15 protein-coding genes and 3 tRNA genes are annotated in these 12,143 nt (G+C 33.9%); 17 read left to right on the top strand and 1 reads right to left on the bottom strand.

Annotation, left to right across the window (positions count from 1 at the left end):
* The first annotated feature begins 67 nt into the window (after positions 1 to 67).
* Positions 68 to 568, top strand: coding sequence for a phosphoribosyltransferase family protein (locus AC6CH4_RS23305; RefSeq protein WP_498107263.1), 501 nt, complete (start codon positions 68 to 70; stop codon positions 566 to 568).
* Here AC6CH4_RS23305 and AC6CH4_RS23300 read toward each other — a convergent pair.
* Complete coding sequence (locus AC6CH4_RS23300; RefSeq protein ID WP_498107261.1) at positions 560 to 1,078, bottom strand: shikimate kinase; 519 nt, start codon at positions 1,076 to 1,078, stop codon at positions 560 to 562. The two genes, AC6CH4_RS23305 and AC6CH4_RS23300, sit on opposite strands and share 9 nt — an antisense overlap.
* 126 nt (positions 1,079 to 1,204) lie before the next feature.
* Between AC6CH4_RS23300 and AC6CH4_RS23295 the strand changes: the two genes are divergently transcribed.
* From AC6CH4_RS23295 to AC6CH4_RS23220, 16 genes are all read left to right on the top strand, one after another.
* Positions 1,205 to 1,277 (top strand) — tRNA-Lys (locus AC6CH4_RS23295).
* Between the two features lie 40 nt (positions 1,278 to 1,317).
* Positions 1,318 to 1,390 (top strand) — tRNA-Lys (locus AC6CH4_RS23290).
* Positions 1,391 to 1,434: 44 nt separating this feature from the next.
* Positions 1,435 to 1,517, top strand: a tRNA-Leu gene (locus AC6CH4_RS23285).
* Between the two features lie 369 nt (positions 1,518 to 1,886).
* Positions 1,887 to 2,705: a lysophospholipid acyltransferase family protein gene (locus tag AC6CH4_RS23280; protein ID WP_498107259.1), complete on the top strand. Its 819-nt coding sequence runs from the start codon at positions 1,887 to 1,889 to the stop codon at positions 2,703 to 2,705.
* A 336-nt stretch (positions 2,706 to 3,041) separates the two neighbouring features.
* Entirely contained in the window at positions 3,042 to 3,365 is a 324-nt protein-coding gene (locus AC6CH4_RS23275) for an ArsR/SmtB family transcription factor (RefSeq protein WP_498107257.1), read from the top strand.
* Between the two features lie 6 nt (positions 3,366 to 3,371).
* On the top strand, positions 3,372 to 3,839 hold the full coding sequence (locus tag AC6CH4_RS23270) for an SRPBCC family protein (RefSeq protein WP_498107255.1): 468 nt from the start codon (positions 3,372 to 3,374) through the stop codon (positions 3,837 to 3,839).
* A gap of 6 nt (positions 3,840 to 3,845) precedes the next feature.
* Complete coding sequence (locus AC6CH4_RS23265) at positions 3,846 to 4,223, top strand: DoxX family protein (RefSeq protein ID WP_498107253.1); 378 nt, start codon at positions 3,846 to 3,848, stop codon at positions 4,221 to 4,223.
* Positions 4,224 to 4,240: 17 nt separating this feature from the next.
* Positions 4,241 to 4,816: a YdeI/OmpD-associated family protein gene (locus AC6CH4_RS23260; protein WP_498107251.1), complete on the top strand. Its 576-nt coding sequence runs from the start codon at positions 4,241 to 4,243 to the stop codon at positions 4,814 to 4,816.
* A gap of 29 nt (positions 4,817 to 4,845) precedes the next feature.
* A complete protein-coding gene (locus AC6CH4_RS23255; protein ID WP_498107249.1) occupies positions 4,846 to 5,511 on the top strand; it encodes a DNA alkylation repair protein in 666 nt (221 codons plus the stop codon).
* A 15-nt stretch (positions 5,512 to 5,526) separates the two neighbouring features.
* Positions 5,527 to 6,087 carry a DUF4256 domain-containing protein gene (locus AC6CH4_RS23250; protein WP_498107247.1) on the top strand — a complete coding sequence of 187 codons (561 nt, stop codon included), beginning with the start codon at positions 5,527 to 5,529 and terminating at the stop codon, positions 6,085 to 6,087.
* A gap of 183 nt (positions 6,088 to 6,270) precedes the next feature.
* Complete coding sequence (locus AC6CH4_RS23245) at positions 6,271 to 7,053, top strand: hypothetical protein (protein WP_498107245.1); 783 nt, start codon at positions 6,271 to 6,273, stop codon at positions 7,051 to 7,053.
* A gap of 102 nt (positions 7,054 to 7,155) precedes the next feature.
* Complete coding sequence (locus AC6CH4_RS23240) at positions 7,156 to 7,656, top strand: tetratricopeptide repeat protein (protein WP_498107243.1); 501 nt, start codon at positions 7,156 to 7,158, stop codon at positions 7,654 to 7,656.
* A gap of 130 nt (positions 7,657 to 7,786) precedes the next feature.
* Positions 7,787 to 8,746, top strand: coding sequence for an ion channel (locus AC6CH4_RS23235; protein WP_498107241.1), 960 nt, complete (start codon positions 7,787 to 7,789; stop codon positions 8,744 to 8,746).
* Between the two features lie 75 nt (positions 8,747 to 8,821).
* Positions 8,822 to 9,721, top strand: a complete 900-nt coding sequence (locus AC6CH4_RS23230; protein ID WP_498107239.1) for a MerR family transcriptional regulator — start codon at positions 8,822 to 8,824, stop codon at positions 9,719 to 9,721.
* A 37-nt stretch (positions 9,722 to 9,758) separates the two neighbouring features.
* The gene (crtID, locus tag AC6CH4_RS23225; protein ID WP_498107237.1) at positions 9,759 to 11,225 is read left to right on the top strand and encodes a bifunctional phytoene desaturase/3,4-desaturase; all 1,467 of its coding nucleotides are present in this window, start codon (positions 9,759 to 9,761) and stop codon (positions 11,223 to 11,225) included.
* A gap of 4 nt (positions 11,226 to 11,229) precedes the next feature.
* Positions 11,230 to 12,069, top strand: coding sequence for a phytoene/squalene synthase family protein (locus tag AC6CH4_RS23220; RefSeq protein WP_498107235.1), 840 nt, complete (start codon positions 11,230 to 11,232; stop codon positions 12,067 to 12,069).
* The last annotated feature ends 74 nt before the right edge of the window (positions 12,070 to 12,143 follow it).

The following is a 12,143-nucleotide window of genomic DNA, read 5'->3' as shown; positions in this document are numbered from 1 at the left end:
ACATTGGAATTTGGATTTTTTTTATTGGAATTTAAAATTTGTACTTTAGCAAAAAAAAAAAAAAATCATGAGCAAAAACATCATCTTAACCAATCAGGAAATCGAACACAAAATAAAACGTATCGCCTATCAAATATACGAGACCTTTGTTGACGAAGAAGAAGTTGTGATTGCCGGAATCGCTTCTAACGGATCTGTTTTTGCCCAAAAAATTGCTTTGGCATTAAGCAATATCTCAACACTTAAGGTTTCTACCTGTGAAGTAAAAGTCGACAAACAAAATCCGCAACTGCCAATTCAGACTTCTTTAACTAAAGAACAGTACCAAAATAAAGGTTTAGTATTAGTTGATGATGTCTTAAACTCAGGTACAACTTTAATATATGCTGTTCGTCATTTCTTAGACGTTCCGCTTAAGAAATTCAAAACAGCAGTACTTGTAGACAGAAATCATAAAAAATACCCTGTAAAAGCCGATTTCAAAGGCATTTCTCTTTCTACATCATTATTAGAGCATGTCCAGGTTGTTTTTGACGATAAAGAGGGTGATTATGCCTTTTTAAGCTAATAAGGCGACAATATCCTCAACTGTTTCTTCGACCGTTTTATCATCAACCACAACTTTATGTTGCGCATGGTTGTAATAAAAGCTGCGATCGAATAAATGCTTGGCAATAAATTCCTTCATTTCTTCTTCATTCATATTCGCAATTAAAGGACGTTTACTTTTATTGTGCACTAATCTATTATATAAAGTCTCTATAGAAGCTTTTAAATAAATAGAGGTAACATCATCTCTTTGTAGTAATAAATGATTATTAGCGTAACATGGAGTTCCCCCACCTAATCCGATAATGCTATTTTCTGAAGATTGAAGTAATTCAACAAACATTTCGTGTTCTAATTTTCTAAAATAGATTTCTCCATGTTGTTCGAAAATTTCATTTATGGACAAATTTGCTCTTTTTTCGATGCAATTATCTAAATCTAAAAACGTAATATTTATATTTTTTGAGAGATTTTGGGCAATTGTTGACTTTCCGCAACCCATATATCCTAATAAGATGATTTTTTTCATTTTAATAAAACCCTATAAACTAGGGCGTTGTAGACGTTGGTTAAAAAAAGACAAATTTATAATAAAAATGCTTGCAAATAATAAAATAAACTCCTTATATTTGCACCCGCATTCAAGAAACATAATGACTCGATAGCTCAGTCGGTAGAGCACATCACTTTTAATGATGGGGTCCTGGGTTCGAGCCCCAGTCGGGTCACAAAATATGTGATTAACAACATAAGTTTCTTGATAGCAATGACTCGATAGCTCAGTCGGTAGAGCACATCACTTTTAATGATGGGGTCCTGGGTTCGAGCCCCAGTCGGGTCACAAAAGGTCGAGTAATTTATTTTACTTGACCTTTTTTCATTTTAGGCCATGTGGAGAAACGGTAGACTCGCCATCTTGAGGGGGTGGTGCTCGCAAGGGCGTGAGGGTTCAAATCCCTCCATGGTCACTGTAAAAAAATAAAAAGCCTGAGAACATAGATTCTCAGGCTTTTTTTATGATTCGAAATTTCTTTAGTATTTTAGAATCATGTTCAAAAGCGAGGTATCAATTAAATATTCTGGCCCTTCAACGTTGTTTTATTTACATATTCAATGTTCACATATAAAATCAGAGTATCTTTACCCATGATAGCAATAAAAAATACATATGATTAACCATCCCTCCTTTTAATTTTTTTAATAATTCCAAATTCTTTTTCAAGTCATAAAATTATAATAACAAAATTCCACGAATAAACATTAACCCATTGCTGATTCCATTCCTTTTAGGTTTTTTATTCGTTTTCGCATTCAACCTTTAATAAGCTATAATAATTATGACATTGATATCTAAAGAAAAATTTTCTGAAGCTGCCGGCCTTTCTAAAATTCCTATCCCAGGATTATCCTCTTATTTAATGAGAGCAATGAAAATTGACAATTTAAATACTATTGTAAAAGAAGCTGGTAATCTTGAAGGTGCAGATTTTGCTAATTATGTCTTAATGAAAATTGGCGTAAAAGTCCAATTTGATGCTGCTGAATTACTAAATATTCCTCGTGAAGGAGCTTTTATAGTTGTTGCAAATCACCCCTATGGAGGTATCGAATCATTGGCCTTATTAAGTACAATCGCAAAAATACGTCCTGACACAATGTATATGGGGAATTTTTTATTAAAGGAAATTCCAAATCTTGAAAAATGCATTATTGCGGTAAATCCATTCGAAAATGTGCAAAATTCTGCGAGTATTACTGGATTAAAAATGACACTCAAAGCTTTATCAGAAGGTATTCCAGTTGCAATATTTCCTGCTGGAGAAGTTTCATCTTATAATTTTAAGACCAGTGAAATCACAGATCCGGAGTGGCATCCTGTGGTAGGAAAAATTATCTGCAAAGCAGACGTTCCTATTTTACCTATATATTTTCACGGAAATAATGGTTTTTTCTTCAGTATGTTAAAATCAATTCACCCGATGCTGCAAACTTCAAAACTGATTTCAGAATTATTTAACAAGCAAGGACATACTCTAAAAATGACTATTGGAGAAACCATTTTTTTAACCAGGGTTAGAGGTAAAGTTTCTGATCCTCTAATGTTAAAAAATCTTAGAAGCAAGCTGTACGCTCTCAAAAATCAATTACATAATTAAGAGATTCAGGCTTATCTGGCACTTATGACAACCGTGAAAATCAAATATTTTTCTTTTCACACCTCTGTCAAGTCGCTTAAAAATCTGAAAATCTCAAAACAAAAGGTTCGAATTTTGCTCCATCATGATCACGAAAAGTACCAGGAAAAATGTTTTCCCTGGTACTTTTTTTATTTCAAACCGCATAAACAATCATTTTTCTGTTTTCAATCTTTTTTACAAACGTAGCCCTAACTACATCTATCCCTCATTTACAATTAATTACAAAAAAAAATATCTCAAAATATTTGCGTAGTTAAATAACTACACATATATTTGTAGCCAAATAACTTCATAATGAATTTAAGACGAGATGTATTTCAGGCCATAGCCGATCCGACGAGAAGAGCTATATTACTTTTGGTAACTTCGCATTCGATGACAGCCGGGGCGATAGCATCCAATTTTGACACAGCAAGACCAACCGTTTCAAAACATTTAAAAATCCTAACCGAATGTGAATTACTTCAGCAAACACAAAACGGCCGGGAAGTACATTACACTATAAACGCAGAAAGAATGAGAGAAGTTGCCGAGTTCATTGAGCCTTTCAGAAAAATGTGGGATGACAGATTTAATAAACTTGAAGATATAATGAAAAACTATAAACCAGAAAACTAAACCAACATGGAATTAAAAACAAAAATAAATGCCGAAGACGGAAAACAGGAACTCGTCATTACAAGAGATTTCGATTTACCTGTTTCACTACTCTTCAAAGCTTATATCGAACCCGGAATTGTAGAACAATGGATGGGAACCAAAGTATTAAAACTGGAAAACAAAAAACACGGCGGTTATCATTTTGAGACCATCGACCCTAATGGAAATGTAGTAGTACAGATGAATGGTGTCATTCACGAGTTTATTCCAAACCAAAAAATTACCAGAACATTTGAAATGGAAAATTCACCGTTTGCAGTTCAATTGGAGTTTTTGGAATTTGAAGCACTCACAGAAAACACCAGCAAACTGACTATGCAAGTTGTTTATAAATCAAATGCACTTAGAGATCAAATGCTACAGCTTCCTTTTAAACAAGGCATCAATATGGCACACAACAGACTTCAAGAAATAGTAAATAAATTAAAATAAAATATCATGACAAAGAGAAACAAAATTATATACTGGGTTGCCACACTTTGGCTGGCATTAGGAATGACAGCAACAGGAATAGTGCAAATATTACAAATAAAAGAAGAAGTAGATATGATGGCACATTTAGGCTATCCGCTTTACTTTATGGTCATATTAGGGGTTTGGAAATTGTTAGGCGTTATTGCAATACTAATTCCAAAATTCCCGTTACTAAAAGAATGGGCTTATGCTGGTTTTTTCTTCGCGATGTCTGGTGCCCTTTTATCACACTTTGCCAAGGGAGACCAAGCCATTGCTTATTTTGGTCCAACTTTATTACTTGTTTTAACTGTTCTTTCGTGGTATTTTAGACCTGCGGATAGAAAAACAATTTCGGTTTAATCGTAAAAATAATCAAAATGAATCCTAAAGTTGATTTTTATTTTAAAGACAAAAAGTGGCAAGAAGAATTGGAACAACTAAGAAAGATTGCACTTGATTGTCAACTTACCGAAGAATTAAAATGGGGCACTCCATGTTATACGCACCAAAAAAAGAATATCATTTTAATACACGATTTTAAAGAGTATTGCGCCTTTCTATTTTTTAAAGGCGCTTTATTAAAAGATACAGAAGGAATCCTGATTCAGCAATCTGAGAATGTTCAGGCAGCGAGACAAATTAGATTTACGAATCTTAAAGAAATTACAGAGCAAAAAAGCATTTTAAAAGCCTACATCTTCGAAGCGATTGAAATAGAAAAAGCAGGTTTAAAGGTTGAATTAAAAAAGACCGCAGATTTTCCGGTTTCTGAAGAATTTCAAAAGCAATTAGATGAAGATTTTAAACTAAAAAAAGCTTTCGAAGCCTTAACGCCTGGCCGCCAAAGAGCTTATCTGCTACATTTTTCTCAGCCAAAACAAGTCAAAACCCGCGAAGCAAGGGTTGAAAAAGCTATTCCACAAATTCTTGAAGGAAAAGGATTAAATGATTAATTATCTTTACAATACAAAACGAAATCAAGATGAAGGCAAAAGAAATAGTAGCACAACTTGAAGCATTAGGCGACGAAAAAATGCGTGCCCAAAATAAGAAACGTGGCGCAGGAGATAATCAGTTTGGCGTTAAAATGGGCGACATACGAAACATCGCAAAAAAGATAAAAACCAACCATGAATTAGCATTACAACTTTGGGATACCGGAAATGTTGAAGCCCGATTTTTAGCCGCTTTACTTATCGATCCAAAAAAGCTTTCAAATGACGAGATTGCCAAAATAGTTTCTTCAGAAAAATTCACTCACATTGCCGATTGGTTTTATTCTTATGTCATAAAAGAATACGCTGACAAAGAAACTTTACGCCAAAAATGGATGCATTCGTCAGATGTCATGCAGGCACGTGCTGCCTGGAGCCTTACCAGCGGATGCGTAACCCGTAATCCTGAATTAGTTGATATTCCTACTCTTCTTGATCGAATAGAAAACGAAATGCCTAATGCAGCCTCAGAAGTACAATGGACAATGAATAGCACTTTGGCACAAATCGGAATTAATCATCCTGAGTATCGTGAGCGAGCTCTGAGTATTGGAGAAAAATTAGGAATTTATAGAGATTACCCAACTTCAAAAGGCTGCACCTCTCCTTTTGCGCCAATCTGGATTAACGAAATGGTTCGCAGACAAGAATAAACAAATAAAAACATCATGAGCAAAAACAAAATAACACCAGAACATCAGGAGGAAATCATCAGCATCCTGAAAACGCGTTTTGAAAAAAACAAAACACGCCATGCCGATATTGAATGGAGTAAAGTACAAGAGAGATTAGAAGCAAATCCCGAAAAACTCTGGTCACTTCTTGAAATGGAAAAAACCGACGGCGAACCTGATGTTGTGGGTTATGACAAAAACACAAACGAATACATTTTTTACGATTGCGTGGCCGAAAGTCCAAAAGGACGCAGAAGCCTTTGTTATGACCGTAAAGCGCTGGATTCGCGAAAAGAGCACAAACCTAAAAATAGCGCCATCGATATGGCTGAGGAAATGGGTATCGAAATCCTGACCGAAGAACAATATAGGGCATTACAGGAATTAGGAAATTTTGACACCAAAACTTCAAGCTGGATCGCCACAACTCCTGATGTTCGCAAACTGGGCGGTGCTTTATTTTCTGATTTTCGTTACGACAGAACTTTTGTTTATCATAATGGTGCCGAATCTTATTATGCAGCCAGAGGTTTTCGTGGTTGTTTAAAGGTTTAGTTTTTTTAGAAGCTAATCTCAGCCATCCACTGTATCTTTTATGTCCGCCGCGGCGGACATAAAAGATGCCTCCCGAAACTTAGGGGCTGTCTGGGCTAGGGGGCTCATTTTCATAAGACATTTTGAAATATATTTTGTAAATTTCACTTCATAATCCATTACAAATATTTAAAAGCAATATTTATGGGAAGAATACAATTATTCGAATTTGAAGACCAAAAATGGTTTCCCGATTTTTTAAGAAACTATGTAACCGACTTTCTACAGTTCCTTTCCAACAAAACCGGAATGTACAAACCTATTACTCCTTTAATCGAAGATGTATTAAAATCAAATAATTCAACAACGATAATTGATCTTGCTTCTGGCGGTGGCGGCGGGCTTATCTGGCTAAATCGAGAACTCAAAAAAGAAATCCCAGATCTGAAAATTATTTTAACTGATTATTATCCAAACATTCCTGCTTTTGCGTACACCAAAAAACAATCGGATAATTTTGAATATTACAGCAAACCTGTTGATGCACGAAATGTTCCACTAGAACTAAAAGGGCTTCGAACACAATTTCTTTCCCTGCATCATTTCAAACCAAACGATGCCAGACAAATTCTGCAAAACGCTATTAATTCAAAAGCTCCAATTGCCATTTTTGAAGCTCAGGAAAGAAGTTTTCCAAGTATACTGGCTATGATCTTTTCGCCAATCAGCGTTTTATTAACCACTCCATTTATTAGACCTTTCAAAATCGGGCGAATTATTTTTACTTATTTAATTCCGATTGTTCCGCTTTTTGTTTTGTGGGATGGCATAGTCTCTTCTTTACGAACTTATTCTGTCGAAGAAATGAAAAATCTGGTAAAAGATTTACATCATTCAGAAACTTATAATTGGCAGATAGACAGGGTTAAATCTGGTCCTGGAGTAATTCTATATTTACTGGGAACAGAGAAAAAAATAACTTTTTAAATTAATCACGATTATTTCACAAAAGAATTTCTCTTACAAAATAAAACTTTCATAAATTCGTTTCAGAATAAATTAACCTACTAACTAATCCCAAATTGGTTTATGAAACGATTATTACTCTTATCATTTATTATGATCAGCTGCTCAATGTGGGCACAATCTGCAACGGCTTATTTTGACAAAGCCATGAAAAAAGCCGAAGCCGGCAACACAAAAGGTGCTATCACCGATTACACCAAAGCCATTGGTATGAATCCAAAGTTTGTTGAAGCCTACCAAAACCGGGGCGTTGCAAAATTCAAACTCAACGATTTAAAAGGTGCACTTGCTGATTTTAGCAAAACAATCGAATTAAACGACATGAATGCAGATGCTTACACCGGAAGAGCAAATGTAAATTACAAATTAATGAACTTTAAGGAAGCCATCGTAGATTGCACTTCGTCTCTCGATTTAAACCCAAAAGATTATATCGCTTACAATTTAAGAGGTTTGGCGTATAACAAAATTGGAGACAAAAAGAACTGCTGCAAAGACTTCTCTAAAGCTATTGAATTGGGCAGTCAAAGTGCCATAAAAAACAAAGCAACCTTTTGTAGATAAAAACAAAAAAGTTCTTAATATTAAAAAGCAATCTGTAAAAAAACACTTTTACAGATTGCTTTTCTGTTTAAAATCAAAAACTATTTTCATATAAAAGATATCCTTACATTTGCCGCAAAACTAACCTTGAATGGCACTTCTCAAAAAAGCAAATAACCAAATACAAACCGATAAAAATTCAGGATTCGGAACCAATGCAAACAGTTACGGCGGTAGATTTGTAAATAAAAACGGAACTCCAAATATCGAAAAAAAAGGAATGAATATCCTGCGTCGTATCAGTTGGTACCATACCATGATCGACATGCCCAATTGGAAATTCATGCTTATTTTATTTACGTTCTATATTGCTATCAATTTTGTTTTTGCAGTACTTTATTACGGAATCGGAATTGAACATCTCGACGGAATAGAACAATCGCAAAGTATACTTAAACAATTTGGGCAAGCCTATTTTTTTAGCGCACAAACTTTTACAACAGTGGGTTACGGTCATATTAGTCCAAGTGGTTTTTTAACCAGCGCATTATCTGCCGCAGAAGCTTTAATTGGTTTATTAAGTTTTGCAATCGCAACCGGTTTATTCTTTGGAAGATTCAGCAAACCTACCGCTTTTTTAAAATTCTCTCATAATGCGTTAATTTCTCCATACGGTGAAGGTAAAGGACTAATGATTCGTCTTGTACCTTTTAAAAATACCAATTTCACAGATGCAAAAGCCAAAGTAACACTCGGGATGACCATCGAAGAAAACGGACAGAGAACAAACAAATTCTATACTTTAGATTTAGAATTGGACACAATCAATGCATTATCTTTAAGCTGGACATTAGTTCATCCAATAACAGAAAACAGTCCGTTGTATAATTTTACCAAAGAAGATTTTAAAAGAATTCATGGCGAAATTTTGGTTTTCATCACAACCTTCGATGACATGTACAGTAATACTGTAGCAGCCAGAACATCTTACACTTTTAATGAGATTATTTATGGCGCAAAATTCGTTACAATGTACAACAGAAGTAAGGATAACTCTAAAACAATTCTCTATCTGGACAAATTAAATCAGTATGATACTACAAACTTTTAATAATCTATCATTTTGATCAGGTTTTAAATGTAATCTCAGATTTTATTCTATTTTTGTTCATCCAAAATAGTAATAATGATAAACAACATAAAGACCGTTTTTAGCATAAAAGACCTTGAAAATTTATCAGGAATAAAAGCGCATACCATTCGTATTTGGGAAAAAAGATATAACATTCTTGAACCCATGAGAACTGATACCAACATCAGACTTTATAATGTACAAAATTTACAAAAGCTTTTAAATATAACCTTACTACACGAATACGGTTATAAAATATCTAAAATTGCTACTTATCCTGAAGAGAAAATTCCGCAACTAGTGCGTGAAATTATTTCAAAAAAGAATTCTCAGAATTACGCCATTACATCATTTAAGATGGCGATGATGAATTTTGATCAGGAATTATTCTTTACCACATTTGACTGGCTTATTTCAGAAAAAACCTTTAGTGAAGTTTTTAAAGACCATTTTCTTCCTTTATTAAAAGAATTAGGATTATTATGGCAATCTGAAACCATCACTCCTGCCAATGAACATTTCATGAGTCATTTGATAAAACAAAAGATTCTAATTTATACAGAAAGCCTTCAAATATTAAAACCTACCAAAACCGATCGCGTATTTGTTCTTTCGCTACCTCTCAATGAAATTCATCAAATTGGATTATTATACATACAGTATGAAATCCTGATGAAAGGATACAAAACCATTTATCTTGGTGAAAGCATGCCAATTGAAAATTTACAGGATCTTACCAAATATTTTGAGAATATTACGTTTGTTTCTTTTATGACTATTCAGCCAGATCGCAGCGTAATTAATCAATATGTAAAATCAATGGGCCAAAAGTTATTGGCAAAAAACAACGAAATCTGGCTTATGGGTAATATGGTTGAGCACATTGACGAAACGGTTTTACCTGAAAGAATAAAACTTTTTTATAGCATGGACGAGACTCTCGAAAGAATATAATTATTTTGTTTAAAGTTTTTGTACATTTGTTAAACAAATGAAAAAAACTATCGCAATAATAGGTTCAGGCTTCTCCTCTTTAGCCGCTTCATGTTACCTCGCACAGCAAGGAAACCAGGTAACTATTTATGAAAAAAACGAATCTATTGGTGGAAGGGCAAGACAATTTAAAAAAGACGGTTTTACCTTTGACATGGGTCCAAGCTGGTATTGGATGCCGGATGTATTTGAACGTTTCTTTTCTGATTTCAACAAAAAAACAACTGATTATTACAAGCTCATCAAACTAAATCCCGCTTATAGGGTTTATTTTGACGTAAATGATTTTATCAATATTTATGATAATCTTGAGGAAATAAAAGCCACTTTTGAAGGCATTGAAAAAGGAAGCGGATCTAAATTACAAGCTTTTATTAATCAGGCCAAAAGCAATTATGATATTGCAATTAAAGATCTGGTTTATCGCCCTGGTGTTTCTCCATTAGAATTAATCACTCCGCAAACTGCTTTAAAATTAAATCAGTTTTTTAGCAATGTAAGCACTGATATTAGAAAGAAATTCAAAAATCCGAGGCTAATTCAGATTCTGGAATTTCCAGTTCTATTTCTGGGTGCTAAACCGTCTAACACGCCTTCCTTTTATAATTTTATGAATTATGCCGATTTTGGATTAGGAACCTGGCATCCGAAAACCGGAATGTTTGATGTGGTTCGCGGTATCGAAAAACTGGCAATTGAACTAGGAGTTACAATTGAAACTAATTCATCTATTGAAAAAATAATAGTTGAAGATAGAACAGCAACCGGAATTATAATAAACGGAAAAACAATAAAAGTCGATATTATTTTAAGTGGTGCCGATTATCAGCATACTGAAAGTTTACTCGATGAAATGCATCGCAGTTATTCAGAAAAATATTGGGAAAGCCGTATTTTTGCACCTTCTTCTCTTTTGTTTTTTGTTGGTTTCAATAAAAAAATAGAAAATAGTACACATCATGCTTTATTTTTTGATGTAGATTTCAACCAACACGCCGCAGATATTTACGATGAACCAAAATGGCCTGACGAACCTTTATTTTACGCCAATTTCCCATCAAAAACAGATAAAACCGCCGCTCCGGAAGGAATGGAAAGCGGATTTTTTCTTATTCCGCTAGCACCGGGAATCAAAGATACCGAAGAACTTCGCGAAGAATATTTTGAAAAAATCATTACTCGTTTTGAGCAGCTTACACAGCAAGAAATTAGAAATACTATTATATTTAAAAGATCCTTTTGCAAAAATGACTTTGTAAGAGATTATAACGCATACAAAGGAAATGCCTACGGAATGGCCAACACACTTTTACAAACTGCTTTTTTAAGGCCAAAACTAAAAAGCAAAAAAGTTCGTAATTTATATTTTACAGGACAATTGACCGTTCCTGGTCCGGGAGTTCCTCCTGCCTTAATTTCAGGAAAATTAGTAGCTGAGTTAATTCATAAATCTCTAAGATCGTAAAAAAATGAAATCACTATTCGACGCCGTTTCTATAAAATGCAGCAAATTGGTTACCCAAAGCTACAGTACTTCTTTTTCGCTTGCCGTAAAAATGCTTTCACCAAGTATTAGAGATGGCATTTACAGTATCTATGGTTTTGTTCGATTTGCAGATGAAATCGTCGATTCTTTTCACGAGTACGACAAAGAAAACCTCATCAATGATTTTGAAAAAGAATATTACAAAGCAATGCAATTGGGCATAAGCCTAAATCCTATTCTCAACTCCTTTCAGCATACGGTAAAACAATATAATATTACCGACGATTTAGTTCAGGACTTTTTAAAAAGCATGAAACTTGACCTTGTAAAATCAACTTACAACACACAAACTGAATACGAAGATTACATTTACGGTTCTGCAGATGTAGTCGGTTTAATGTGTTTAAAGGTTTTTGTTAAAGGAAATAAAAAAAAATACGAACAGCTTAAAAATGAAGCAATGCGATTGGGTTCGGCTTTTCAGAAAGTGAATTTCCTTAGGGATTTAAAAGAGGACAACTTAGTTTTAAATCGAAATTATTTTCCCGGAGTTGATTTGAAATCTTTTGATGAAAATGCAAAAACAGCAATCATCAATGAAATTGAAGAAGATTTTAGAATTGCTTATCAGGGAATTGTAAAACTTCCAATCGAAGCAAAATTTGGCGTTTATACTGCTTATATTTATTATAAAAAGCTACTTAAAAAACTAAAAAACACGCCTTATTATGAAATTGGAAATTCGAGAATCAGAGTTTCAAATTACACAAAAGCCGGGCTTTTAGCCCAATCTTTTGTAACTTACAAGCTAAAACTAGTCTGATAATTTATAGCGTTAATCTTTTATATTTTTAAGCTAAATTTTCATTCATTTTTATTGCAACTTTAATATTTCAA

Source organism: Flavobacterium sp. GQ95 (assembly GCF_059758655.1).
The sequence above is the reverse complement of the archived record's forward strand: the minus strand, read 5'-3'. Positions and strand labels throughout refer to the sequence as shown.

Excerpts from the sequence above, each read along its gene's own strand:
- AC6CH4_RS23230 (WP_498107239.1), top strand. The coding sequence starts at position 8,822 with ATGATAAACAACATAAAGACCGTTTTTAGCATAAAAGACCTTGAAAAT.
- AC6CH4_RS23275 (WP_498107257.1), top strand. The coding sequence starts at position 3,042 with ATGAATTTAAGACGAGATGTATTTCAGGCCATAGCCGATCCGACGAGA.
- AC6CH4_RS23305 (WP_498107263.1), top strand. The coding sequence starts at position 68 with ATGAGCAAAAACATCATCTTAACCAATCAGGAAATCGAACACAAAATA.
- AC6CH4_RS23260 (WP_498107251.1), top strand. The coding sequence starts at position 4,241 with ATGAATCCTAAAGTTGATTTTTATTTTAAAGACAAAAAGTGGCAAGAA.
- AC6CH4_RS23300 (WP_498107261.1), bottom strand. The coding sequence starts at position 1,078 with ATGAAAAAAATCATCTTATTAGGATATATGGGTTGCGGAAAGTCAACA.
- AC6CH4_RS23240 (WP_498107243.1), top strand. The coding sequence starts at position 7,156 with ATGAAACGATTATTACTCTTATCATTTATTATGATCAGCTGCTCAATG.
- AC6CH4_RS23235 (WP_498107241.1), top strand. The coding sequence starts at position 7,787 with ATGGCACTTCTCAAAAAAGCAAATAACCAAATACAAACCGATAAAAAT.
- crtID (WP_498107237.1), top strand. The coding sequence starts at position 9,759 with ATGAAAAAAACTATCGCAATAATAGGTTCAGGCTTCTCCTCTTTAGCC.
- AC6CH4_RS23265 (WP_498107253.1), top strand. The coding sequence starts at position 3,846 with ATGACAAAGAGAAACAAAATTATATACTGGGTTGCCACACTTTGGCTG.
- AC6CH4_RS23250 (WP_498107247.1), top strand. The coding sequence starts at position 5,527 with ATGAGCAAAAACAAAATAACACCAGAACATCAGGAGGAAATCATCAGC.
- AC6CH4_RS23245 (WP_498107245.1), top strand. The coding sequence starts at position 6,271 with ATGGGAAGAATACAATTATTCGAATTTGAAGACCAAAAATGGTTTCCC.
- AC6CH4_RS23270 (WP_498107255.1), top strand. The coding sequence starts at position 3,372 with ATGGAATTAAAAACAAAAATAAATGCCGAAGACGGAAAACAGGAACTC.
- AC6CH4_RS23280 (WP_498107259.1), top strand. The coding sequence starts at position 1,887 with ATGACATTGATATCTAAAGAAAAATTTTCTGAAGCTGCCGGCCTTTCT.
- AC6CH4_RS23220 (WP_498107235.1), top strand. The coding sequence starts at position 11,230 with ATGAAATCACTATTCGACGCCGTTTCTATAAAATGCAGCAAATTGGTT.
- AC6CH4_RS23255 (WP_498107249.1), top strand. The coding sequence starts at position 4,846 with ATGAAGGCAAAAGAAATAGTAGCACAACTTGAAGCATTAGGCGACGAA.